This window comes from Candidatus Saccharibacteria bacterium (genome assembly GCA_016699895.1).
Taxonomy (GTDB): Bacteria; Patescibacteriota; Saccharimonadia; order Saccharimonadales; family Saccharimonadaceae.
Map to the genome: position 1 here is coordinate 404,690 of CP064991.1, position 24,991 is coordinate 429,680.

Annotated in this window: 18 protein-coding genes; 14 read left to right on the top strand and 4 right to left on the bottom strand. The window is 49.3% G+C overall.

From position 1 onward, the window contains the following. Nucleotides 1–4 precede the first annotated feature (4 nt). The 9 genes from IPL44_02190 to sbcB all read left to right on the top strand — a co-directional run bounded on the left by IPL44_02190 (nucleotide 5) and on the right by sbcB (nucleotide 10,857). On the top strand, nucleotides 5–1,966 hold the full coding sequence (locus tag IPL44_02190) for an alanine--tRNA ligase (protein ID QQS17108.1): 1,962 nt from the start codon (nucleotides 5–7) through the stop codon (nucleotides 1,964–1,966). A gap of 76 nt (nucleotides 1,967–2,042) precedes the next feature. Next, a complete protein-coding gene (locus IPL44_02195; protein QQS17109.1) occupies nucleotides 2,043–3,302 on the top strand; it encodes a rod shape-determining protein in 1,260 nt (419 codons plus the stop codon). Then, a complete protein-coding gene (locus IPL44_02200; protein ID QQS17110.1) occupies nucleotides 3,299–5,104 on the top strand; it encodes a hypothetical protein in 1,806 nt (601 codons plus the stop codon). The genes IPL44_02195 and IPL44_02200 overlap by 4 nt, the downstream gene beginning before the upstream one ends. Beyond that, entirely contained in the window at nucleotides 5,097–5,534 is a 438-nt protein-coding gene (gene ruvX / locus IPL44_02205) for a Holliday junction resolvase RuvX (protein QQS17111.1), read from the top strand. The genes IPL44_02200 and ruvX overlap by 8 nt, the downstream gene beginning before the upstream one ends. Next, on the top strand, nucleotides 5,521–6,768 hold the full coding sequence (mltG, locus tag IPL44_02210) for an endolytic transglycosylase MltG (GenBank protein QQS17112.1): 1,248 nt from the start codon (nucleotides 5,521–5,523) through the stop codon (nucleotides 6,766–6,768). The genes ruvX and mltG overlap by 14 nt, the downstream gene beginning before the upstream one ends. 53 nt (nucleotides 6,769–6,821) lie before the next feature. Beyond that, nucleotides 6,822–6,980: a hypothetical protein gene (locus IPL44_02215; GenBank protein QQS17113.1), complete on the top strand. Its 159-nt coding sequence runs from the start codon at nucleotides 6,822–6,824 to the stop codon at nucleotides 6,978–6,980. A gap of 88 nt (nucleotides 6,981–7,068) precedes the next feature. After that, nucleotides 7,069–8,094 carry a LysM peptidoglycan-binding domain-containing protein gene (locus tag IPL44_02220; protein QQS17114.1) on the top strand — a complete coding sequence of 342 codons (1,026 nt, stop codon included), beginning with the start codon at nucleotides 7,069–7,071 and terminating at the stop codon, nucleotides 8,092–8,094. A 60-nt stretch (nucleotides 8,095–8,154) separates the two neighbouring features. Then, complete coding sequence (gene obgE / locus IPL44_02225) at nucleotides 8,155–9,438, top strand: GTPase ObgE (protein ID QQS17115.1); 1,284 nt, start codon at nucleotides 8,155–8,157, stop codon at nucleotides 9,436–9,438. Next, the gene (sbcB, locus tag IPL44_02230; GenBank protein QQS17116.1) at nucleotides 9,439–10,857 is read left to right on the top strand and encodes an exodeoxyribonuclease I; all 1,419 of its coding nucleotides are present in this window, start codon (nucleotides 9,439–9,441) and stop codon (nucleotides 10,855–10,857) included. Here the strand turns inward: sbcB and IPL44_02235 are convergent, their stop codons facing one another. Both IPL44_02235 and IPL44_02240 read right to left on the bottom strand, forming a co-directional pair. Then, nucleotides 10,858–13,686: a DUF4082 domain-containing protein gene (locus IPL44_02235; protein QQS17117.1), complete on the bottom strand. Its 2,829-nt coding sequence runs from the start codon at nucleotides 13,684–13,686 to the stop codon at nucleotides 10,858–10,860. Then, nucleotides 13,683–15,122 (bottom strand): fibronectin type III domain-containing protein, encoded by a 1,440-nt coding sequence (locus tag IPL44_02240; GenBank protein QQS17118.1) that lies wholly within the window; start codon nucleotides 15,120–15,122, stop codon nucleotides 13,683–13,685. Before IPL44_02240 ends, IPL44_02235 begins: the two co-directional genes overlap by 4 nt. Before the next feature lie 128 nt (nucleotides 15,123–15,250). Here IPL44_02240 and uvrA point away from each other — a divergent pair, with 128 nt between their 5' ends. Next, nucleotides 15,251–18,064, top strand: coding sequence for an excinuclease ABC subunit UvrA (uvrA, locus tag IPL44_02245; GenBank protein QQS17119.1), 2,814 nt, complete (start codon nucleotides 15,251–15,253; stop codon nucleotides 18,062–18,064). Between the two features lie 6 nt (nucleotides 18,065–18,070). Here uvrA and IPL44_02250 read toward each other — a convergent pair whose 3' ends face one another. After that, the gene (locus IPL44_02250; GenBank protein ID QQS17807.1) at nucleotides 18,071–18,763 is read right to left on the bottom strand and encodes a VTT domain-containing protein; all 693 of its coding nucleotides are present in this window, start codon (nucleotides 18,761–18,763) and stop codon (nucleotides 18,071–18,073) included. 83 nt (nucleotides 18,764–18,846) lie between these two features. Between IPL44_02250 and IPL44_02255 the strand changes: the two genes are divergently transcribed. Further along, nucleotides 18,847–19,527 (top strand): 50S ribosomal protein L25, encoded by a 681-nt coding sequence (locus IPL44_02255; GenBank protein QQS17120.1) that lies wholly within the window; start codon nucleotides 18,847–18,849, stop codon nucleotides 19,525–19,527. 44 nt (nucleotides 19,528–19,571) lie between these two features. Here the strand turns inward: IPL44_02255 and IPL44_02260 are convergent, their stop codons facing one another. Further along, nucleotides 19,572–21,359 carry an ABC transporter ATP-binding protein gene (locus tag IPL44_02260; GenBank protein QQS17121.1) on the bottom strand — a complete coding sequence of 596 codons (1,788 nt, stop codon included), beginning with the start codon at nucleotides 21,357–21,359 and terminating at the stop codon, nucleotides 19,572–19,574. A gap of 48 nt (nucleotides 21,360–21,407) precedes the next feature. On the opposite strand from IPL44_02260, the gene IPL44_02265 reads away from it, so the two are divergent. The 3 genes from IPL44_02265 (at nucleotide 21,408) to IPL44_02275 (ending at nucleotide 24,982) form a co-directional block, all read left to right on the top strand. Continuing rightward, the gene (locus IPL44_02265) at nucleotides 21,408–22,217 is read left to right on the top strand and encodes an SDR family NAD(P)-dependent oxidoreductase (GenBank protein QQS17122.1); all 810 of its coding nucleotides are present in this window, start codon (nucleotides 21,408–21,410) and stop codon (nucleotides 22,215–22,217) included. A gap of 14 nt (nucleotides 22,218–22,231) precedes the next feature. Further along, complete coding sequence (locus tag IPL44_02270) at nucleotides 22,232–23,662, top strand: excinuclease ABC subunit UvrC (GenBank protein QQS17123.1); 1,431 nt, start codon at nucleotides 22,232–22,234, stop codon at nucleotides 23,660–23,662. A 132-nt stretch (nucleotides 23,663–23,794) separates the two neighbouring features. Continuing rightward, the gene (locus tag IPL44_02275; protein QQS17124.1) at nucleotides 23,795–24,982 is read left to right on the top strand and encodes an aminopeptidase P N-terminal domain-containing protein; all 1,188 of its coding nucleotides are present in this window, start codon (nucleotides 23,795–23,797) and stop codon (nucleotides 24,980–24,982) included. Nucleotides 24,983–24,991: the final 9 nt, after the last annotated feature.

The window sequence follows — 24,991 nt, forward strand, 5'->3', positions numbered from 1 at the left end:
AGATATGAATGCTCAAGATATTCGTAATTCCTACATCAAATTTTTCGCTGACAAACAGCACGCTGTCATTTCGCGCGCGCCATTGGTGTTACAGGGTGATCCGACGACATTATTTACCGGTAGCGGTATGCAGCCGATTATTCCGTATTTGCTCGGCGAACCGCACCCGAAAGGCAAGCGAATTGTTGATTCGCAGACTTGTTTGCGTGCGCAAGATATCGAGGATGTCGGCGATAATCGCCATACGACGTTTTTTGAGATGCTGGGCAACTGGAGCTTCGGTGATTATTTCAAGGCCGAGCAGATTGCCTGGATGTTTGAGTTTTTATCCGACGTTGTCGGACTCGATATGAGTCGTGTCTATGTGACGTGCTATATCGGTGACGAACGTTACGGTATACCCAGAGACACCGAAGCCGCTGAGGTTTGGGCGAAACTATACGAAAGCAAAGAGTTATCGGCTGGTCAGGCGGATATCGGCTCAGAAGAAGCCGGCTATGCACGTGGCATGAAGGACGGTGAGCGGATCTTTTATTACGACGGTAGCAAAAACTGGTGGAGTCGCAACGGTTCGCCGGAAACCACACCTATCGGTGATCCGTGCGGGCCAGACAGCGAAATGTTTTACGATTTCGGTACTATACACAACCCAGAATTTGGCGAACATTGCCATCCGAACTGCGACTGCGGCCGTTTCATGGAAATCGGCAACAACGTTTTTATGGCCTATAAAAAAGTTGCGGAGGGTAAGTTCGAGGAGCTGGAACAAAAGAACGTTGATCACGGCTCCGGTCTCGAACGTATTGCGGCGGCGGCTATCGACAGTCCTGACGTGTTCAAAATTAGCTTGATCTGGCCAATTATCGAGAAGCTCGAAACCCTCAGCGGTAAGAAATACGAATCTCATACCGAAAGCATGCGTGTTATTGCCGACCACCTGCGTGCCGCAACTTTTTTGGCGGTTGACGGCTGCGTACCGAGTAACAAAGAGCAAGGCTACGTCATGCGCCGTTTGCTACGCCGTGCCATTCGCTATAGCTTCGACCTCGGTATCGAACAGAATTTTCTCGAGGGAGTCGTGCCAGTCATCGCCGATCTCTACATTAATGATTTCCCAGAAGTCAAGGAACAGCGCGAGACCATTATTGCTGTGCTAGTGAAGGAAGAAAAGGCTTTTCGTCAGACACTGCGCAAGGGTATCCAGATGTTACCACGACTAGCCGAAACGGTCGATGGTACTCGCGGACGAGTTACGCCGACCTCGGCGCCTGGTGTAATGTTGGGCGTACAGAACAGAGACAAGCAAATCACTGGTCAAGCTCTATTTACTCTGTACGATACGTACGGTTTTCCGGTTGAATTATCTATAGAAGAAGCGTTCAAACAAGAGATTCGTGTGCCAGATGACTGGCGCGAGCAATTTGATGCCAAAATGGTCGAGCAACGCACGCGCAGCCAAACCGCTGCCAAAGGCACGTTCAAAGGCGGCCTCGAGGGACACGATGATATCCACCTGAAATATCATACCGCGACTCATCTATTACAGTCGGCATTACGCGAACTATATGGCCCAGAGCTGCGTCAGCATGGTAGCAATATCACTGCCGATCGTCTGCGTTTTGACTTTAACCACGACGGTAAAATGTCGGCCGAGGATATCGCTAGGGCCGAGGAATTAGTGAACGGCTGGATTGCCGAGGATCTACCGGTTAGTTACAAAATGTACCCGACGCGTGTTGCGCTCGACATGGGTGCCATCGGCCCCTTCGGCGAGCGTTACGGTGACGAAGTCAAAGTCTACCAAATGGGCGAGGGTGATCATATCGCCAGCCTCGAAATCTGTGGCGGCCCGCATGTTAATCACACTGGCCAATTAGCTGAAGGTGGCAAACGCTTCAAAATCACCAAAGAAGAATCTAGTAGCGCTGGCATCCGTCGCATCAAAGCTGCTCTCGTCTCAGTTTAGAATAATAGTACCACACCATATTTTTAGGATAGAACAACGTTTTCACTTTGAGTATAAACTGGTATAATGCTAACGTATGAAATTGTTTCAAAAACCAAGTGATGACAACCAATACATAGTATCGTTAGATATTGGTACAGAATATTCCAAAGCCCTCATTGCCAAGCTGAACGGCGATGACCTAGAGATTATCGGTGTTGGCCGCGCTAGACAAGAGGTCGGCAATATGTTTGGCGGCGCTATCGCTGATATTACCGGAGTAGTCAAAAACTGTGAGGCCGCGCTAGTCCAAGCTGAGGAGCAGGCTGGTGTCCAGGCGCGAAAAGTTATCATCGGTATCGCCGGTGAATTTGTCAAAGGTCTGACCTCGACGATCCACTACAAACGGCCTCAGCCAGAGCGCGAGCTCGACACAGCCGAGATGGAACTCATTATTAATAAAGTCCAGGAGCGCGCTGCTGTCAAGGCCCAGAAACAGATTGCTTTTGAGACTGGCAATCCAGAGGTTGAGGTGAAATTGGTCAACAGCGCTATCGTCAGCATTCATATCGATGGCTACAAGGTTTCAAACCCAATTGGTTTTCAAGGTAAAGACGTCTCAATCCAAATCTATACTGCTTTTGCACCAATGGTTCATATTGGCGCTCTGGAACGTACAGCGAGCGAGCTCGATCTAGAGTTAGTGGCGGTTGCCGCCGAGCCGTTTGCAGTGGCTCGGGCCGTACTTGGTAATGATGCTAATTCGACATTTACGGCCATCCTCTGCGACATCGGCGGTGGCTCGACAGATATTGCCGTTATCAACGACGGTGGTGTCGAAGGCACTAGGATGTTTGGCGTGGCTGGTCGATCGTTCACAAAAACCATCGCCAATGACCTCGGCGTTGGTTATGAGGCAGCAGAGAAATTAAAACTGAATATTGATGATCCAAAGATTAAACCAACGGTGCGCGAGGTTATCGACGAGGCCGTCGACAAGACACTCGAGGTTTGGTTGAGCGGCGTCCAGCTAGCGCTCGGGGAATTTGATGCTATCGATCATCTGCCAAATAAAATACTGCTCTGTGGTGGTGGCTCTTCGCTCGAGAGTCTGCCGAAACTATTGCAACAATCTAGCTGGTACAAAGAATTGCCTTTCACGAGGAAACCAATCGTTCAACATATTAAGCCAACTGATGTCGTCGGCGTGATCGATACCACTGGTGATGTGACCGATCACACCATGATTACCGCCATGGGTCTCTTGCGCGTTGGATATGATACAATAAATGTCGATAGCAGTAGCGATGCCAAGGAAGGATTAAGAGATAAATTTAACAAGGTCCTACGAATATGAGTAGTAAATTAGATAAATCAACCAAGGTAAATGTGAAGGTCGTTTCCAAGCCGTCGCCAAAAGGCAATCCGCCTAAACCTAGCGCGCCTAGCGTTAGTGCGTCCAAGATCGCCGCAACCGATCAATTACAGGGTCGCGACACGATTTATATTGACATTGATGATGACGTGACCTCAATTATCGGCAAGATCAAATCATCTGAAAATACAGTTATCGCTCTAGTCCCGCCCAAGCGCACTGGCGCCCTGCAGAGCGTCGTTAATCTGAAATTATTGCAACAGGCTGCCAAAAACAATCGCAAAAAGGTCGCTCTGATAACGACTGACAATGTCCTGTCGTCGATGGCGTCGGCGCTCAGTATCCCGATCGCGCGCAATTTGACTAGTCAACCGAAATTATTAGAGGTCGAGGAACCCGAGATCGAAGAGGACAATTTCATTGACGGCAAAGACATTGCTGTCGGTGATCTCGCGAAAATGGGCAAAACGAGCCGCGCTAACACTGGCGAAGACAAAGAGATTTCCGCCGCAGTCAAGGCGATTGAGACTGATGACAAAATCAACGATGATTTGGATGCCGATGGCGAGCCAGATAGCAAACCGCAGCCAAAATCAAAGGAGAAAAAATCTCGCGTTATCCCTAATTTCGATACTTTCCGTAAAAAACTGATGATTTTTGGTGGTCTGGGACTGGCTTTTATCATTTTCCTCGTCTGGGCAATTTGGTTTGCGCCTGGCGGTACGATCACCATTAGCGCGAAAACCAGTTCAAAGGCCTACAAAGTCTCTGTTAACCTAGATCCAAATAGCTCCACCACTGTCGATAAGGCAATCATCCAGCCGGTCGTCAAACAGACCAAAAAGACTGAGACAGTTAGTTTTACGGCGACTGGCACAAAAGACATAGGTGATAAAGCCACTGGAAAAGTGGTTATTCATAATGACTATTCGCTATCTAGTTTCACCTTGCCGGCAGGTACTGTCATAGCAACCAGCAGTGGCTTGCAGTACACATTGTCGTCGTCTGTGGTTGTACCTTCTGTAACGGGCACTTTGTACAATCCGCAGACAGGTACGAGTAATCCCGTGACGGCGGTAGCCTCAAATATTGGCGAGAACTACAATGTTGAATCTGGTACGAAATTCTCTGTCTCGGGACAAAATTCAAAAGTCAAAGCTGAGGCCAAAGGTGATTTCACCGGCGGCACCAAAGAAACGGTCAAAGTCGTCCAGCAATCTGATCTCGACGCGGTCGTTGATACTCTAAGGGATCAGGCTGATTCCGAGAGTGTTAAATCTGATCTAGAGAGCCAAATGGGTAGCAACGTAACGGTGATAGACGATAGCTTTACGGCTAGTTATGCTGATGCTACGAGCAAACCAGCGGTAGGTGAACCGGCCTCGTCCGGCAGTGCGACAGCGACTATGGAGATTACCTACACCATGATTGGCATCACGACTAGCGATCTAGAAGCCCTAGCCGACAGCCAAGCGGGTGCTCTCGTCGAGGATGAATCGAGTCAAAAAGTCTACGATAATGGTCTAAAGAATTTGAAATTCACGGGTTTTGCTGCGACAGATTCTGCCTATACGGTGATTGTGAATTCAAATGCTAAAATTGGTCCGGTTATCGATGTAGCAGAGATCAAGGAACGGGCCGTCGGCAAGCGATCGGGTGAGATTGTGTCGGATATTGAGTCGATCTCGGGCGTGAGTAATGTTCAGGTGAAATTCTCACCATTCTGGGTTGGTAGTGTTTCTGACCAGAGCAAATTAAAGGTTGAATTCACCGTAGATGAATAGGGCGCAAGGGGTGGTGATCGGTTTAGATATCGGCACACGTCGTATTGGGGTGGCCCGTGGTGATCTGGCGGTTGGTATCGCGACGCCACTAGCTGCTATCGGCAACGATGACGAGACGTTTGAGCAGCTAAAAAAGATAATTAGTCAGGAAAATACCCAAACTATTGTGGTCGGCCTGCCGCGCAATTCTCGCGGTGAGGAAACTGCCCAGTCTGAAATCTCGCGTCAATTTGCCGATCAGTTGAAACGCACTGTTGCGGCTGAGGTCGTATTGCAGGACGAGAGTGTGACCTCAGTTGAGGCGGAACGGCGCTTGCGTGGACGTAAAGATTTCCGCGAAAGCATGCTACGCGATGGGACGCTCGATAGCGAGGCGGCTACACTGATATTAACGGATTATTTGGAAGAGGCGAGCCATGGGACCTATTAAAAAGCCAGCTCCAAACAAGCTAGTCATAGAGAAACCGGTCGTAAAAAAACCAGCCCCGAAAAAACCGGTGCGGAAAATCAAGCGTCGCCCTTCGTTTGATATAGCCAGGAACTTTATCGAAATGAACTTTGCCGTGTTGTTAGGCCCAGAGCTGACGCCAAAAGAGGCGAAAAAAGCCCAGAAAAAAGAGCGTAAACAGGAACGTCGCGCCACTCGCGAGAAACATCGCTTGCGCCGGGCTATTGTTTCAGGTATGGCTTTGATCGGACTCTGCGTGATCGCGGCAGGTGCTTGGTGGATTACCTCGTTGTCGCCAGTCGATAGCAAAGACACCAGTGTGCGCACCTTTGTCGTTGATAAAGGCGCTTCGACCGAAGAGGTAGCGAACGCACTCCAAAAAGCCAAGTTCATCAGAAATGCGCTGGCCTATCGAATCTACGTCCGTCTCAACAATGTCACGATCCAGGCTGGCTCACATAGCCTGAGCTCTAGTTATTCGATGTCTGAAATCGCTGAGAAATTAAAAACAGCCGACATTAGCGAGATCGATATTCAGGTGCCACCTGGATTAACGCTCAAGGGGCTTCGATCAACCTGGAAAAAGTACGGCTATACGGACGCCGATATCGATAAGGCCTATGCCGCCACCTACACCGGCAATATTCTGGCTACGCGACCAGAGGGTGCGAGCCTAGAGGGCTACATTTATCCCGAAACGTACCGAGTTTATTCCAATGCGACGCTAGAAACCATCATTCAAAAGGCCATTGATCAGTTCGAGCTAGTAGCAGCTCAAAATGATTTGCAGGCTAGCTTTGCTGCACATAACCTAACTTTTTACCAGGGAGTTACGTTAGCATCTATTGTCACCAAAGAGGTTACTGGTTCGGAGGATCAAAAATTCGTGGCCGGAGTGTTCTATAATCGGCTCGCGAGTGGCATTAGTCTAGGCTCGGATGTGACATTCCATTATGCCTACAAGCAGGGGCTCTGTAACGTCAATGGCCCGCTTTGCGACTCCACATATAATACACGGCTCTACTCGGGTTTGCCACCTGGACCGATCGCTAATCCAACTCTATCGGCCTTGCAGGCGGCGGCAAACCCGGCTGAAACCGATTACTATTATTTCGTGGCTGGCGACGGTGCATATGCTGGAAAAACTTTCTTTGCGAAGACGCTCGAAGAGCACAATGCTAATACTCGCAATTATTGCACAGAGAGCTGTAATTAACAGTAGTTAGCTTGACCATAATCTAATCATTTGCTATAATTATAGAGCCGAAGGTGCAGTCAACAGATGGTCTGATTGTGCTGGTGGCCCACCAGTTGATTCGTTATGATAAGATAACAAGCGAGAAGGTCGATTCAACACAGATGCAAATGGCATCAGAATCAGTTGGCGGCGGCTCGGCGGTAACGCCAGAGCGAGGAGAAAGTTATTAATAAACTTCCACAATTTGCGAATTCGAAAAAGGCTAAACGCACTTCGTCGAAGAGCAAAACGAGTATAGCTGTTTATGCGGGTGCGCTATTGGTATTATTATTTTTAGCATATTCTGGTTATAAATCGCCTAGTGTCAAGGCTGACAAGAGTCAAACGAGTAGTTTGACTAGTTCAACTGCCGTCTCTGCGGCTAGCAATGTGACAACGGCAACTGTTGACGCTGTGCAGGCCGCCAATTTGGCCGCGAGTGTGGCTTCATCGGCTGATTTATCAGTGTCAGACAGTGTTTCGGAGCAATCAATCTCTGTGAGTACTAGTGCGGAATTGGAACAGCATGAAACGGTCGCCATCAACAAGCCTCAGATTACCGATCCGACCGCCAAAGTCGATGCTATTACATCGTATTTAGCGGTCGAAGGCGATACCGTTCCTAGTATTGCCGCCAAGTTTGGTGTTTCTAGCCAGACTATTCGTTGGGCGAATAATTTAACTAATGATACAGTTGTGGCTGGTGCAACGGTAGTGATTCCAGCGACAGATGGTGCTATCTATACTGCCAGTACAGACATAGCGCTCAGTGATCTAGCTAGCAAATATGGATCTAGTGTCGATAGTATTATGGCCGCTAATGGGCTCGACGGGTCAAGTATAACAGCCGGAACTAGAATTTTGATTCCAGGCGGCGTTTTGCCCGAAAATGAGCGACCCGGCTATAAGTCAACAGTTTCTAGATCTAGTGGCGTAGCACGACCTAGTACAACGTACGTACCGTATTCGGCCGGCAACCGCTATGCCTATGGCTACTGCACCTGGTATGCTTATAATCGTCGCGTCCAAATCGGACGACCGATCCCTAGTAACCTCGGCAATGCTAATACCTGGGATGATCGAGCCGCTGCGGCTGGTTATCTAGTTAACCGTACACCGGCTGCTGGAGCGGTATTCCAAACTGATTCTGGCTATGCTGGACACGTTGGTGTCGTCGAGCGCGTGAATCCAGACGGCAGCATTTTGGTATCAGAAATGAACTATCACGGTGGGCCAGGTACCGGTTGGGGCAAGATCAGCACTCGTACGATTACCAATCCAGGCAACTACAAATATATTCACTAAAATGTAGCATCATGATGTATGGCGTCGCTCTTGCGGCGCTTTTCTGTTATGATAGAGGGTATGTTCGTAGATATGGCCAAAGTATTTGTCTCAGCCGGTGACGGTGGTCGGGGTGCTGTTAGCTTTCGCCACGAAAAGTACATCGACAAGGGCGGCCCTGATGGCGGTGATGGCGGGCAGGGCGGCAATGTCGTATTTGTGGCTGACCCTAACTTAAATACGCTAGTCGATTTCCGCTATAAACCTGAGCTCAAGGCTGCTGGTGGCAGCGATGGTTCTAAACGTGATAAACACGGTCGCAGCGGCGATGATCTGATTGTCAAAGTTCCACTCGGCACTGTGGTGAAACGTGACGATGAGATCTTGGCTGACCTAGTCGAGCCTGGCAACGAAGTGGTGATTGCCCGTGGTGGTAGTGGCGGATTCGGCAATGCACATTTCAAATCATCAACCCGACAGGCGCCGCGCATAGCTGAAATTGGTGAAAAAGGCGAAAAGTTCGAGGCAACATTAGAACTAAAGATTCTCGCCGATGTTGGGCTCGTTGGTTTTCCAAATGCTGGCAAATCGACATTCCTCAGCGTGGTGAGCAATGCGAAGCCGGAAATCGCTGATTACGCCTTTACGACGTTGACGCCAAATCTCGGAGTGGCTGATGTCGATGATCAGACAATTCTCATTGCTGACATTCCTGGACTGATCGAAGGCGCGAGCGAAGGTAAGGGCCTGGGAGATGCCTTTTTACGTCACGTCGAACGCACCTCGGTGATTTTACACTTAATTGACGTATTAACTGACGACGTAGCGGACGCCTACAAAAAGATCCGACGAGAACTCGAAAACTATAGCGCTACTCTGGCGGCGAAACCGGAAATCGTGGCGCTCACTAAAACTGATGCGGTCGATGATGAAATTATTGCTATGCAAACCGAGACACTATCCGAGGTAACCGATAGTCCAGTCATGGCAATTAGCTCTAGTGCTCACCGCAATCTCACAGAGGTTTTACGACGATTGGTACAAGTCGTTCAGTCTGAAAAAGCGGCGCGACTGGCCGAGCTGGAGCTAGACGAGGATAATGATTCTATCCCGACGATTAGCCTCAGCCAATCGCAGATCGACGAAGCCTGGGCAGTTGAAAAGATAGATGACTATTTCCTGGTCACCGGTGCAAAGATTGAAAAGTTTGCCGCCCGGACTGATTTTGGCAACATTCACGGCGTTAATCGTTTGCGTGATATTATGCGCAAAATGGGTATAATGCACGAATTGCAGCGTCAAGGCGCTGCATCTAGTAGCCGAGTCAAGATTGATGGCAAAGAACTGACCCTGTTGGAGCAATAGATGGCTGGCACCTTTTTCTTTTACGATCTCGAAACGAGCGGATTATCAGCCCGCGATGATCGGATTATGCAATTTGCTGGGCAGAGGACTAGTATGGATCTCCAGTCAATCGGTGATCCGGTTAATGTTATGGTGCGGCTATCTGATGATAGTTTACCATCACCCGAAGCATTGCTCGTGACAGGTATTACTCCGCAGCAGACGCTCGCTGACGGCTATAGTGAGGCGGAGTTTGCTCGGATGTTTACCGATGAAATCGCTATACCAAACACTATCATGGTTGGCTACAACAGCGTACGGTTTGACGATGAATTTATGCGCCATACCTTGTGGCGTAATTTTTATGATCCATATGAATGGTCGTGGGCAGAGGGGCGATCGCGTTGGGATTTGCTCGATGTTGTCCGACTATTTCGAGCCTTGCGCCCCAGTGGTATTGAATGGCCAGTTGATAGTGAAGGTCGATCGGTGAATCGACTAGAGCTGTTATCAAAGGTTAATAATTTGGAGCATACACACGCACACGATGCTCTGTCTGATGTCGAAGCTCTGATCGGTGTCGCCAAATTGTTGAAATCCAACCAACCGAAAATGTTTGATTACTTACTCGCGATGCGCGATAAAAAGGCGGTTGCTGAACTGGTTAATTTGGAAAACCCCGAACCTTTTATCTATGCTAGTGGTCGTTATGATGGAAAATATGAAAAAACAACCGTAGCATTTCCGATTGCCCCGGGTAAAAAACCCGGTTCGGTCCTCGTCTATAATTTACGGTTTTCGCCGAATGATTACGTAGATCTCAGTGCTGAAGACATTATAAAACGCCTCAGTGCTAGTTACGAGGAGCGGCGAGCGGACGATTTTGTGCCAATTCCGGTCAAAGAGCTGATGTATAATCGCTGTCCAGCTGTCGCGAAAATCAGCGCTCTCGACCAGAGTTCGCAGCAACGCCTCGACCTTGATGTTGAGACAATTACTAAACATCGTGATCAATTACTAGGGCATCGTGATCTGGTCGATAAGATTGCGGCCGCCTGGCAAAATCGACCAGATTTTCCAAAAAATGCTGATGTCGAGGGTCAACTCTATGATAGTTTTACTCCAGATGTCGATAAACCAAAAATAAACGCAATTCGTAATGCGACAGCCGAGACGCTGGCAGATTTTCATCCAAATTTTGTAGATGATAGACTATCTGAACTGTTGTTTCGATACAAAGCCAGGCAATTCCCGAGCAGTTTATCAGCAGACGAACGCATGGCCTGGGAACAGTTCAAAGCTGAAAAATTCCAACGCGAATTGCCTGATTACATGGCACGATTAGCGAAAATAGCTGCCGATACAACCGATTCGAACAAACAGTTCGTACTCGAAGAACTGCAATTATGGGTCGAATCAATTATGCCTGTTGACCTGTAACTACAATGGTCGCACCACAACGTCAGACCAATAGTTGCGGCTTTGGTACGGCGGCTGATCGGGGGCGTGGATAGTAGCTTCGGCAGAGTAGTTGCCTTGTTGGTTGTTGGTGGCGATATCTTGATATGGCAGCGTCAGTGGTCCGCGCGTAACGAGTGCATTGCCGGCAAAATAGCTACCCGTTGCCGAGAAATGTCCCTGCGGATGGAAGATACCCACGCGGTAGACGCCCGGTGTTAGTAGGATGGGCGCCGACAGATTGCCGTACAGCCAAGTATTGGCGGTGCTACTGCCTGGTATCTCGACTGGCGCAACAAGCTGTGGCGTCCAGTTACCGCCATCTTGTTTCCAGACATTGGCGGTGCGCGTCGATAGGTCCGGCGTGCCGGTGCCTTGCCACCAGCGAATCGCGAGTAACTCACAGTTATCTACTACATTAAATTCCGTTCCTAGTGTGTACGCGTCGGATTCTTGTAGGACCATGATGGAATTCTCGGGCGTATCCAGTAGCGTTGCCGTGTTGTCAACGCGGTTCATTTCGTTTTTGATCTGGCTCCCGGTAAGCTTGCCGTGAAATAATTTTGGCATTGATACGTAGGTAGCAGCAGCACCACCATTAAGATCCGGGATTCTGCCTGATGCCCATGGGTAGTCTTCCCACGCGACCCCACCCGAAGAACGATCGTTCACCTCTGATGAATACAGTTCGCCGTTGACATAAAATGCCCAGCCATCATCACCGTCATACAGGGCAAAATGCGTCCAGACGCCAACGGGCAGCACCCCGGGCTCATCGTTATAATTCAGATGATCTTTCCAGCGGGCAACGCGAAATATATTTGAAGCCCCATTGTTCGTGCCCCCTCCGCAGGAGATGCCGCTACGCGTACTATTGCCGGCGCGTGATTTTGTGAAAGCGCCAAACGGTGAGCCCGCCACGTCGGAGCGCGCCCACACCATCGACGTAAAGCCTTGGGTTGTTGGTTCGAGGCCGGTGCGCCCATATTGGATACTATAGCCGCTTGCAGGAAACGCGACGGCGCGCGATCCGGCGAGCGGACCATCGACATAGGTCGGCGTCCACGGCTGATCGTCTGGCATCAGCGCGACTGCATCGTGCTCATTACCCGAGACGTCTACGAGTGAATCGGTGAGCGGCCATGATCCGAGCAGTACCGGCTGTGCGCTTGCGCCCTCGACCGGTGTGTTCATGTATTCGGCAACCTGATCTGAAGTGAGCGCAACATCGAAAAACCGAACATTGTCCACAATTCCATTTAGAACACGCATTGGTCCTCCGCCAGCGTAGGGATGTGGCATTCCGCCAAGCATCACCGTTGTCATAGGCCACAGACTCGTTAGGGAAGGGCGAGAATCAACCACTATTCCATCGCAGTAAACAACCACACCGTTTGTTGACCAGGTAAATGCGTAGTGATGATCGGTTGTATCAGTCGAGTTAACGGACGTCTCTCCACCGACAAAGTTACCTGAACTGCCACCATCGTATATGTTCCAAGAAATCTTTCCGCCCGAGGCCTGCCAATCTGCACCTTGAAACGCTCCGTCAGTATAGTTTGCGCTCGCAGTGCCAATCAGCGCTTCATCTATCGGAGGTGACGCGAATCGAGCGGTACACATAATCGTCCCGGCCACGGGCTGTGAGCTATAAATTGCATTGGTAGATGTGACAAAATTTCCCGTCATGCCGCCAGCTGTCCAAGCAGTACTTGCGACAGCCAGTGTGTGCCCGTTTCCAGATGAATCAAGCGCTGTCGAACCTACGCCTTCATCGAACGCATAGGCCGCGACCGGCTCGGGCAAAGTTGGCGTAACCGGTTCGCTACTCAGTGTGACTGTCCAGCCATGGGCGCGTAGCCAGGCGATATCGCTGATGACGGCGCTACTCGGCGTCGCGCTGCCGCTTAGATCAAGTTGGCCGCCACTTGTGGCGACACTGCGAATCGAAGAAATAATCCGATCGACCGATGCTTGGTCGTACGCATTGCCATGCAGTGGCACTGAGCGAATGACGGGACTCACAGCGCCTGTCGCCATGGCGCTTTGACCGTTACCCCATGCCCAATATTCTTCTATGAGGGGTAATTGCCCGAGTGAATATTGCCCGACGGTAGTTTGATCGCGGATACAGTAGTGGTATAGCACATCCATTGGACCATCAAGCGGCACAAACGTTAGGCTGCCACCATTATGTGTCTGGTTAGCGGCGCGCAGATCGCGCAGCGTGTGACGCACGGGGTTTAGGTCGAGGCTGCTACACCAGGTTTGCTCTAGGCATAGGCGAATCAAACTTGTGCAGCCTGTCAAATCGACACTTTGCACGCGTGACACGAAGCACTCGATATATTCTAGGTGCGCCAGACCGCTAAAATCAACATGCCCAGTCAGCTGTGTGCTGGCCGCCATAAATCGTACGAGGTTTGGGAGATATGACAGGCCGGACACTCCTGTGACATCAGTGGCGGCTTTGTTGTAGCTGGCTCCGATGTTGTACCTCCCGGCGTCGTCATTGCTGTTGAAGCCGAGATTGACTGTTGCTATATCGTCGTAATTGCTACATCGCATATGGATCACTGTTTCCCCAGTGATAGAGGGCGTGAGCCCGCTAGCGAGGAGATTACCGGTAGCGTCGAGCCATTCGACCGTGGCGGTTGAGCCGCTGGCGAGTTGAATCGTCGGTGCAAATGTGCCACCAGAAGTGGTAAATACCACGAGCCCGGCATCTGGTGGTGTCGGGTCGTAGATCAGTCGACTGTCACCATACCATATTGAGGGCTGGGTGCCATTGCCAAACCACGGTTTGGTCACAATGCCTCCACGATGATGTAGTCCCAGGCGGCTTCTTCGAGTTCACCGCTGAATCCGACGTAACGGCCGGTGCCGCCGCTGGTGCGAATAGCAGTGGGGATAGTGCGAAAATGAAGGTTGTTGATGTAAAGTCTAATAGTAGAACTATCAAAATCGGCACGTAATTCGATAGTGTCGCCCCCTGCCCACAAGGCTTGAGCAGCGGCTTCATCGGGACCGGCCGTATGACTACCAATGTCATTGCTTGCCATGTAAGTATTTGAATCACCAGAGTAGACTTCATTGACATAGGAGGCTGATCCGCCCCAGAATGCCTTGACTCCCTGGCTTCCATCTGCGTCCGCGCGGGCAATGATACCAAAATAATTATTTGTGCGGCGAGCGGCTGTTAATCCCACACGGACACGGCAGTTATCGGGGATAACTCCTCCACCGTTATTAACCATCATGCGGAAGTTACCCCCGCCATAAGGCACTGCCTGGCCACTGATAATGTTTGCTCCAGAGAGGCCGGCCAGGAACGTCCAGTTGTTGCCAACCGCACCGTCGGCACGATTAAACTGATCTTCCCAAATACTTGTAGGTGTTGCCGTAGTAGTAACGTTGAGGCTTGCCCATGCGGAAGCATTATTGGCGGCATCAAAGGCTTGGACCTCAAATAGGTAGCTGGTTTCTGCGGTGAGGCCTGAGAACGAATGGGACGTGCCCGTCGCGGTTACTGCTGTGCCACCGTCGAGGCGAACGCGGTATCCGGTCACGGCGACGTTGTCCGTCGAGGCAGTCCAGCTCACGCTGAACTGGTCATTTGACGGTGTGGCGCTCAGGCCGGTTGGCGTGGATGGCGCTGCTATATCAGGCGGCGTGACGCCGTCGGGAAGGTAGACGATGTCGGTAGCAATGGCGTTATCAGGCCAAAATCCATCAGGACTCACCCAGATGACGACGTCACTCGTACCCGGGCGCGGTTTAGAACCGTTTGATACGATAACCGTTTGAGGTGTGGTGGCAAGGAGTGGTCCCGCAGGTCCAGTCGAGCCTGTTGCTCCGGTAGCGCCATTTGTTCCACTAGCACCAGTCGAGCCTGTTGCTCCAGGATTACCTTGAACACCGGTAGCTCCGACTTGACCTGCGGGACCACTAGGACCGGTTGCGCCACTAGGTCCTGTTGCGCCAGTGGGGCCTTGAGGACCAGTCGGACCCGTGGCACCTTGTTGGCCAGCTATAACCGCTAACTGGTCTTGGATGTCTTGGGAGAGGTTGGTTGAGGTCACAGCACCCGGAGCAAGGTTAGACGAGGTGATAATAGCGGGTTTTAGGGTGCCATCAGTGTTATGAGCTTGAGATAGGTAGTCATTGAGGATAGTACCCCATTCGCCTGCATCGGAGCCTGGTGTTGGTAGACGCGTCATGATAGTTAGCTTTTCCCTTTCTTCCAAAAAAAGTTATAATACTTATGAATATAAATAACTCAACGAGGGCAACCGAGTCAACACTGATGGCTAGTGATGCACGGCGGATAACATAGCTGGACTTTTTGGCCTAAACAGCGTATAATAGCTCGGCTATGAGCGACAATGTGATTAGGGTAACTGGTGCCCGCGAACATAATCTAAAAGATATCAGCGTTGAAATTCCACGTGATAAATTAGTAGTCATTACTGGTTTATCGGGATCGGGCAAGTCTTCACTAGCATTTGATACGATTTATGCCGAGGGCCAGCGCCGCTATGTTGAATCACTCAGCTCTTATGCACGGCAATTTTTGGGACTAATGGAAAAGCCTGACGTTGATCAAATCGATGGTCTCAGTCCAGCTATCTCGATTGATCAAAAATCTGCTAGTCGTAACCCACGTTCCACCGTAGCCACAGTGACGGAAATTTATGATTATTTGCGTCTATTATTTGCACGAGTTGGCATTCCGCACTGTCCAGTGTGTGGCAAAGAAGTCCATCGCCGCACCGCCCAGGCTATCATTGATGAAATTATGCGACTTGATGGCAAACGAGTCTATATCGGAGCGCCCCTAGCCAAGCAAAAAAAAGGTGAATTTGCCCATATACCGGAACAATATCGGACCAAAGGCTTTGCGAGAGCGCGCGTTGATGGAGTGGTCTATTCTCTCGACGAGTGGCCAGAGCTGGACAAGCAATACAAGCACGACATCGAGCTGATCGTCGATCGTTTGGTGATTGCAGCAGATGCCGTCAGTCGTATTACACAGAGCGCCGAGCAGGCATTAGAAATCGGTGGCGGCACAGTTGAAATCTTTGACGTCGATAATGACGAAGTCCATGTTTTTTCCGAGCGCTATGCCTGTGTTGACCATCCAGAGGAACCAATTCCAGAGTTAGAACCACGACTATTTAGTTTTAATGCTCCATTTGGTGCTTGCCCGACCTGTACAGGGCTCGGCTCGCGTCTTGAGGTTGATCCTGATTTAGTACTCAACGACAATTTAACGATTGCCGAGGGGGCAATTCGCCCGTTTAACCGCGTTAACAGTGATGCCTGGTGGATGAAAAAGCTCGAAGCCGTCGCCGAAAAGCAAGGTTTTGACCTGCGTACACCAGTTCGCGACTTATCCGAAGATGTGACACAGCAGATTTTGTATGGCACAGGTTCGCAAAAATATACCGTTCAACTAGGCAACGGACGCTATTTTGATACGACATATGAGGGTGTTATTCCAAACCTGGAGCGTCGCTGGAAAGAAACCGATAGTGATTTTATGCGCCGTGATATTGAGCGTTTTATGCGCGAGCGCGAGTGTATGACGTGTCATGGTGCTAGGTTGAAACCAGTGGTCCAGGCGGTGACATTCAAAGGTCTCAGCATTGTCGATATTTGTAACCTAGGCGTTGATGACGCCCTCGATCTATTTCGTAACAAGATAGAATTAACTGATCAGGAACAAGTTATTGCTAAACAGATTTTCAAGGAAATCATCGCGCGACTTGGGTTTATGAGCGACGTCGGACTCGATTATCTAGAGCTGGGACGTGCTGCTAATACCTTATCCGGCGGTGAAGCGCAGCGTATCCGTCTCGCCACGCAAATTGGTTCGGGCTTGCAAGGCGTGCTGTATGTCCTAGATGAGCCATCGATCGGTTTGCATCAACGCGACAACGATCGTTTGATTGCAACATTGAAACATTTGCGTGATTTGGGGAATACGGTTTTAGTTGTTGAACACGACGAAGATACGATTCGCGAGAGTGATTATTTGATCGATGTTGGCCCAGGTGCCGGTGAACATGGCGGTCAAATTGTGGCTATCGGCAAACCAGACGAAGTAGCAAAAAATTCTGACAGCATCACCGGGCAGTATTTGTCTGGTGAGAAAAAGATTGCCGTACCGAAAAAACGTCGTCCTCTCGATCCGAAACGCCAGCTTATCGTCAAAGGCGCGCGTGAACATAACCTCAAGAATATTGATGTCGTATTTCCACTCGGCATTTTAAATGTAGTGAGCGGCGTTAGCGGCTCTGGTAAATCGACGCTAGTTAACGACATTTTAGCAAAGGAACTATCGGCTCGATTGCACCGTGCTCACGAGGTGGCTGGTGCGCACAAAACTATCGAAGGCATCAATCATCTCGATAAAGTTATCGTGATTGATCAGTCGCCAATTGGTCGGACGCCACGTTCAAATCCAGCGACCTATACAGGGGTATTTACGCCAATTCGTGAGCTCTTCGCGGCGACACCGGAGGCAAATATTCGTGGCTACAAAGCTGGTCGATTTAGTTTCAACGTGCGTGGTGGTCGCTGCGAAAACTGCCAGGGCGACGGCGTGATCAAAATTGAAATGCACTTTTTACCAGATGTTTATGTGCCATGCGAGGAATGTCATGGCAAACGTTACAATCGTGAGGCGCTCGAGATTAAATATAAAGGCCAGAGTGTCAGCGATGTACTGGAAATGACAGTTAGCGAAGCAGCTGAATTCTTTAAAAATGTGCCAGCGATTGCTCGCAAAATGGACACACTAGTTGAGGTTGGTTTGGGTTATATCAAACTAGGTCAACCCGCGACGACTTTTTCGGGCGGCGAAGCGCAGCGTATCAAGCTGGCAACTGAATTATCGCGACGTGCTACTGGCAAAACACTTTATATTTTGGATGAGCCAACAACTGGTCTCCATTCGGACGACGTCAATCGTTTGCTTGGCGTTTTGCAGAAACTAGTTAGCACTGGCAATAGTATGATTATCATCGAACATAATTTGGATGTGATCAAATCTGCCGATCATGTTATTGACCTCGGTCCTGACGGCGGATTGAATGGCGGCTATGTCATTGCGAGTGGCACGCCCGAGGAAATTGCTAGGGAGCCAAAATCACACACGGGCCGCTATTTGAAGACCGTTTTATAAAAAGTCTTATTTTTCGCTAGACGTGTCTTTGGGCGTGAATAGGGATTTGATTTTGCTAGAAACAGCAGCACGTTTTTTCGGATCGCGTAACACGTGAATAATTGCTGGTGCAATCGAAATTAGCACGATGAGCACAATGATCGGCAGCAAGTACATATCAATCTTTTCTGGATCAATCATCTGACCAAACGCCTTGAATGAGAAAAATCCGAGCAGTGTGATACCGACTGTCCATAGGAATGCGCCGATCATGTTAAAAGTAATAAATTTTATATAGTGCATTTTTGATATGCCCGTCACAATTGGGTTGAACGTGCGAATGATCGGGATAAACTGTGCCAGAATGACAGCTGTTCCACCATGCTTTTCATAGAATCGCTCGGCTTGCTCGAGATATTCCTTTTTAAATACTTTGCTATCTGGTTTTCTAAATAACCGACGACCAGCCTTTTTGCCAATGAGATAGCCAGTCGAGTTACCAGCGACGGCAGCTACAAACAATAAGGCAACTAGCAAAAATATATTGACATCGATAACGCCTAGACCTGCTAGAGCGCCAGCTGTAAATAGTAGTGAATCGCCCGGTAAAAAGAAACCAATCATCAAACCAGTCTCAGCAAATATTATTAGTGGTAACAAAAAATAGACCGCTGGTCCGATTTGGTGCAAAAATTCACTCAAACTAATTCCGGGTAGCATAGTACCCATTATAGCAGAAAGATTCTAGATTTGCGAAACTGTGCCGTAACTGTTAAAATAGGTCGCGAACAAGAAGGAGAGACATGGGAGACAAGATTACTTTGAATGTAGAAAAACGTGAGGCGACTGGCAAACAGGCCGCCAAATTGCGTCGTGAAGGCCTCGTGCCAGGTGTGGTATACGGCAATAAATTTGATGCGACTAATATCCAACTATCACAGCAAGAGGCTCGTGGTGTCGTGGCGCGCGCTGGTCGACATACACCGGTAGAACTAAAGATTGGTGCTAAAAAGACTATGGCGCTCATCAAATCAGTCGATTACATACCAGCTCGTAGCGACATTACGCACGTCAGTTTCCAGGCGGTGCGAGCTGACGAAGTGGTGACAACCGAGGTTCCTTTGGTATTGGTTGGCGCTGACGAGTCTGTAGCATCGAGAGCTGGACTGATTATCCTACCGACAATCGAAGACGTTGAAGTTCGTGCTAAAACTGCTGACCTGCCAGAAAAATTAGCAGTCAATGCAGCTGGATTAGCCGAGCATGGTGACAAGTTGACACTCGCAAATATCGAATTACCGAGCGGCGTTGAGCTGACTGAGGACGATCTCGATATCGTGGTAGCTAGCGTCTACGAGCCAGCCGCCCTCGAGGCCAAGAACGCTGCCGCTGATGCTGCTGCTGACGAAGAGCGCGCCGAAGGCGACAATGCCGCCGAGAACGTTCCGAGTGACCAAGCTGAGACCGCCGAAGAAACTAAATAGTTTTGCGACAATAACGAAACCGGCCTATTGATGAGGCCGGTTTTTTATTCTTCTAACAGATTAGTTTGTCTATTCCAAAGCCGAGCGTATTTGCCGTCACGTTTGATCAAATTAGCGTGAGTATCGTCTTCGACGATCTCGCCGTTTTCTAGTACGATGATGCGATCGAGTCCAGCCACCGTTGATAATCTGTGAGCGATAACGATAGTCGTGCGATCAGCCATGAGGTGTTTCAAAGCCTCCTGGATCAACCGTTCGCTCTCGGTATCGAGCGCCGAGGTTGCTTCGTCGAGCACGAGAATCGGTGCGTCTTTTAAAATAGCGCGGGCGATGGCGATGCGTTGACGTTGGCCACCCGACAGTTTCACGCCGCGCTCGCCGGTTAGCGTATCAAAGCCTTCGGGCAAAGACTCAATAAACTCTAATGCGTTAGCTTTGGCGGCGGCTTCACGGATCTCGTCTTCGGTGGCGTTTGGTTGCCCATAGGCAATATTCTCGCGAATCGAACGGTGAAACAGCATCGGCTCCTGCGGAACGTAAGCAATCGAACGGCGTAAACTAGACTGCGTTATATCGGAAATATTCTGATCATCAATCAGAATCTCACCGCGTTGGACGTCGGCGAATCGGAGCAATAATCTGGTCAAGGTGGTCTTGCCCGACCCAGAATGACCGACTAGACCGACACGTTGACTACTCGGGATAGTGAGGTTTAGATTTTCGAATGTCTTGTCTGATTCTTTGGCGTCACGATGCCAAAAGGTCACGTTGCGGAACTCGACAGTACCATCTTTGACTGATAGGTTATGCGCATTAGATTTATCTTTGACGATGACGGCCTCGTCGAGAATCTCAGTCATTTCATGCGCATCGCCAAAGGCACGATTCACGTCGCGCAAAATCCGATTGAATTGCCATAGTTGCCCCCAGATATTTGACGTGTAACTAACGGCCAGGAAGAGAGTACCAATCGGTACACCGAGCCAGGCGTTACCACCGATCAAAAACACAAACATGGCGACAGCTAGGATAACCAGGATAGTTCCAAAACCGAAATCGCGGAGCAAGATCGATCGCATCAAATCGAGTGAAGCAGTTTGTAGTGACTGGCTACGCCTAGCGAGCAGCATATTTTCGTGCTTTTCTTGCGCAAAGCTTTTGACAGTTGAAATGTTGGTGATCGAATCGGCTAATTGCCCGGTTAATTTGCTGCCAGCTGCCGCTTCGCGCTCGTTCAAGACTCGGATCTTTTTGAAACTGACCCAGGCTACTGTCATAAAGACCGCTGATAGTCCGCCGAGAACGAGGGCAAATAATGGCAATTTGAATCCTAGTATCAATAGTGCAAAGGTTAATGATGAAACAAAAGGAATGATTTGCCAGATCGTGGTATCAGCCAGGCGCTCAAAAGCACCGTCAAAGCGTTTGACCTGGGTGACTAAACTACCGCCGAATTTATTATTATGAAAATGCATCGATTGTTCCGACAGATGATCGAAACATTGTTTGCGCAAATTAAACATAGCGAAAACTTCACCTTTCCAACACAGAAACAGCACGAGTCGCCAACAAACCAGCTCGCCGAGCACCATTGCTCCGGCATAGAGTAACAAGTGCGGACCAAATACAGCGAACACTTGATCGGCCGCCGGCGGATTTTCGGTCAGTCGATTGATGACATCTGACATGATCCACGCCGTCGCGTAGGTATTCAAAAAAACCGCTGCTGGCATAATGATGAGAATCGGTAAAAGATAGCGCCATTGGCGCTTGGTTTCCTGCCAGTAATAATGCAGCGTTCGTCGGGCGATCGTGTTCTTTTTATTCACCATATTTTTCCTCTGTAGTCTAGTATACCTACTCTGTGGTAGAATGTAAACATGAATAAGGTTAATAGCTGGGCACTTGTCACGGGCGGATCATCGGGAATTGGCCTGGAGTTTTCGCGTCAACTAGCGGCTGATCACTACAATGTAATTTTAGCCTCGCGTGACGAAGATAAACTAGCGGTCGCGGCCAGGCAACTACGTCAAGAATATCAGGTAGAGGTTGAAACCATTAGTGTTGATCTCGCTAACGCCAAGGACGTTGAACGCCTCATCGCTAGGATTTGTGATGAGAATCGTCCGGTTGAGATGCTCGTCAATGACGCTGGATTTGCTGTCCATGATTCGCTATTAACTGAAGATACTTCTCGGCAAATGGCGGCTTTTGCGGTGATGGCCGAAGCGATCTTGAAATTATCCGGCGCGGCCGCTCGCACGATGATAGCGCGAGGAGAGGGTCGAATCATCAATGTTGCCTCGACATCTGCTTGGTTATTTGCTGGCAATTATTCGGCTTTGAAACGTTGGGTGGTGGTCTATACCGAGAGCCTAGCTTTGGAGCTACGTGGCACCGGCGTGGCTGCAACTGTGGTTTGTCCGAGCTGGGTGAAAACGAATTTCCATAGGAGCGCCGGAGTCGATCGCCCCGATGTTCCTCGTTGGCTATGGGTATCAGCAAAAACCGTGGTGAAAAGTGCTTTGTCCGCCTCGTCTAGAGGTAAGTCTCACATCGTGCCAACTTTTCGCTGGAAGGTTGCGGTATGTATATTGAAACACTGCGAGCCGTTTGCGAGGTTAGTCTCAAAGAAAATGGTGACAAAACGTCTAGCCGAACTCGAACGAAAACGCGAGAATAAAACATAATTTATTAGGCTAGTATGAATCAGCAATTACGAGACAAGCTCAAAACCTTACCACTCAGTGCTGGTGTCTATTTTCATAAATCTGGCGATGGCGAGATTATTTATGTTGGCAAAGCGGCGGTATTAAAAAACCGGGTCAGACAATATTTCCAGAGTAAAAAGGATATGGAAGCCAAGACGCTGGCGCTCGTCAACGAAATCGCCGATACCGAGTGGATCGAAACCGAGAGCGAAATCGATGCGCTATTTTTAGAATCAGAAATGGTTAAACGCTATATGCCACGCTATAATATTTTGCTGCGTGACGACAAATCGCAGACGTTTGTGCGCATCAATATGCAGGACGAAATACCGTTTGTCAGTTTCACGCGTCAGCCGGTTGATGATGGCGCCGATTATTATGGTCCGTTTTATAACGGCTCATCGATCAAAAATGCGTTGCGATTATTGCGAAAAGTTTTTCCTCACTATACGAAACCCACCATTCCAATTAAATCTGGTTTGGATTTTCAATTAGGTCTGTCGCCTGGCATCGAGGTTGGTGTGATGACACCAACCGAATACAAAAAAACCCTGCGTCAGTTGATTAGTTATATCAAAGGCAATCGCAAAGCCGTGCAAAAAGATATGGAAAAAGCCATGAAAACCGCGGCTGAGCAACTCGATTTTGAACGAGCGGCGCGATTACGTAATCAACTTTATCATTTGGCTGAATTGCAACGCCAAATTGTGTTTAGTCGCGAGGAATTCCTCGATATCAGCAAAGACAAGGCGCTGCTCGGACTCGCGGAGCTGCTGGGTCTCGAAAAAGTTCCGCGTCGCATCGAAGCCTACGATGTCAGTCATATCAGCGGTCATGACAACGTGGCTTCGATGGTGGTGGCGACCAATGGGCTAGCTGACAAACGCGAATATCGCAAGTTCAAACTGCGTAGCCCGGGTAACGACGACGTGGCTCATATGCGCGAAACCATCGAGCGTCGCCTCAAACACTTGAAAGGGTGGGGAAGGCCAGACTTGATCGTCCTTGATGGTGGCGCTGGGCAACTCGGAGCGGTCAAAGATCCACTCGGCGGGGCAAACATTCCGTTTATTGGCCGTAACAAGAGCGGTGATCACACGCGTAATGCGAGCGTAACCTTGGTAATCCCGCGTGGCGATTCGTACGAGACAAAACCGCTCGCCAGTGACGATCACATCGCGAAATTGGTGGCGCGACTTGACGACGAAGCTCATCGATTCGCCATCAGTTATCATCAAACAGTGCGAGGCAAAGGTCAAACCAAAAATGCAATCGAGGAAATCCCGGGCATCGGTCCCGCGACCCGTAAAAAATTACTGCGCAAATTTGGTTCGGTTGCTGGCGTGAAAGCTGCGGATGAGACAGAAATCGCCACACTCATCGGCGCCGCCAAAGCTCGGTTGGTCAAACGTGCGCTATTTTGATGCTCAAAATCCACACCTCGGGTGGCGTGAGGCGGGGCAGCACCCAGAAGTGTTTTTACCTGTGCTTCGGTAAAAAATTTTTGGGGCGGACCGAGCGACAGGACCCGAGGAGATTTTGATATAATTAGAGTCATGGAATCAAATTTTTTCAAAAACAATCGGGAACGACTAGGTGAACAATTACAGGGAGCACCAGCAATTTTTACGGCCTATACCGAAATGCAGCGATGCAGTGACGAATCGTGGCGTTTCGAGCAAGAGGCAAATTTCTGGTATCTATGCGGTATCGAAGAAGCCGATTGGCAATTAATGATCGATGGGGATCAATCTATCTTGATAGCACCAGACATATCAATGGTCTCGCAAATCTTTAATGAACATATTTCAATGGAGATGGCGCAAGCTATCAGTGGTGTCGATAAAATAATATCTCATGATGAAGGAGTCAAGTATTTAGCTGATTTAGCCGAGAAACACAGCCAGATTTATACGGTTTTACCGAAAAATCAAATCGACCACGAATTTTGCTTGAATCCAGCGCAAGCAGTGCTGGCTAGTAAATTGAGAAAGCTTTTCAAAAAGGTGCAGGACGCGCGACCGATGCTTCATAAAATGCGGGCTATCAAACAAAAATCGGAAATCATGATGATGCGACGTGCTATTAACCTGACTCGTGCGGCATTTGAAACGGTAAAAAATGAATTGCCAAACTATGCATTCGAATATCAGGCACAAGCTAGATTTAGTTTCGAGTTCGAACGAGCTGGGGCAGTCCATGCCTATGATCCTGTGATCGCCGGTGGCGCTAACGCCATAACGATGCACTATGTTTCAAATCGAGCAGGGCTAAAACAAGGAGAGCTAGTATTGATGGATGTCGGCGCTCGTTACGGCGGATATAGCGCCGACATTACGAGGACGTATGCTTTCGGCGAACCGACCAAACGTCAACGTGCGGTACATTTGGCCGTTAAACAGGCAAAAGATAGGATTATTGATTTAATCAAACCGGGTGCATCGGTGCGGGAATATCTCGAGAGCTCAGACGAAATTATGGGCGAAGCCCTGAAATCGTTAGACCTCTATCATAACGAAGATGATTTTAGGCGCTATTTTCCGCACGCTATTTCGCATGGTCTCGGCATCGAAGCACATGACCCACTGGGACAGCCAGAGGTTTTCCTATCTGGCATGGTATTGGCCGTAGAACCGGGCATCTATATACCAGAGGAAAATATCGGTGTTCGACTAGAAGATAATGTCTTGGTAACAGAGTCTGGATATGATAATTTAGCCAGCCATTTATCAAGTGAGCTATAGATTATTACC

What these genes read in the sequence shown, in the direction of transcription:
- obgE (QQS17115.1), top strand. Translation starts at nt 8,155, where the DNA reads ATGTTCGTAGATATGGCCAAAGTATTTGTCTCAGCCGGTGACGGTGGT.
- IPL44_02260 (QQS17121.1), bottom strand. Translation starts at nt 21,359, where the DNA reads ATGGTGAATAAAAAGAACACGATCGCCCGACGAACGCTGCATTATTAC.
- IPL44_02200 (QQS17110.1), top strand. Translation starts at nt 3,299, where the DNA reads ATGAGTAGTAAATTAGATAAATCAACCAAGGTAAATGTGAAGGTCGTT.
- IPL44_02265 (QQS17122.1), top strand. Translation starts at nt 21,408, where the DNA reads ATGAATAAGGTTAATAGCTGGGCACTTGTCACGGGCGGATCATCGGGA.
- IPL44_02270 (QQS17123.1), top strand. Translation starts at nt 22,232, where the DNA reads ATGAATCAGCAATTACGAGACAAGCTCAAAACCTTACCACTCAGTGCT.
- IPL44_02255 (QQS17120.1), top strand. Translation starts at nt 18,847, where the DNA reads ATGGGAGACAAGATTACTTTGAATGTAGAAAAACGTGAGGCGACTGGC.
- ruvX (QQS17111.1), top strand. Translation starts at nt 5,097, where the DNA reads ATGAATAGGGCGCAAGGGGTGGTGATCGGTTTAGATATCGGCACACGT.
- uvrA (QQS17119.1), top strand. Translation starts at nt 15,251, where the DNA reads ATGAGCGACAATGTGATTAGGGTAACTGGTGCCCGCGAACATAATCTA.
- sbcB (QQS17116.1), top strand. Translation starts at nt 9,439, where the DNA reads ATGGCTGGCACCTTTTTCTTTTACGATCTCGAAACGAGCGGATTATCA.
- mltG (QQS17112.1), top strand. Translation starts at nt 5,521, where the DNA reads ATGGGACCTATTAAAAAGCCAGCTCCAAACAAGCTAGTCATAGAGAAA.
- IPL44_02190 (QQS17108.1), top strand. Translation starts at nt 5, where the DNA reads ATGAATGCTCAAGATATTCGTAATTCCTACATCAAATTTTTCGCTGAC.
- IPL44_02250 (QQS17807.1), bottom strand. Translation starts at nt 18,763, where the DNA reads ATGCTACCCGGAATTAGTTTGAGTGAATTTTTGCACCAAATCGGACCA.
- IPL44_02195 (QQS17109.1), top strand. Translation starts at nt 2,043, where the DNA reads ATGAAATTGTTTCAAAAACCAAGTGATGACAACCAATACATAGTATCG.
- IPL44_02275 (QQS17124.1), top strand. Translation starts at nt 23,795, where the DNA reads ATGGAATCAAATTTTTTCAAAAACAATCGGGAACGACTAGGTGAACAA.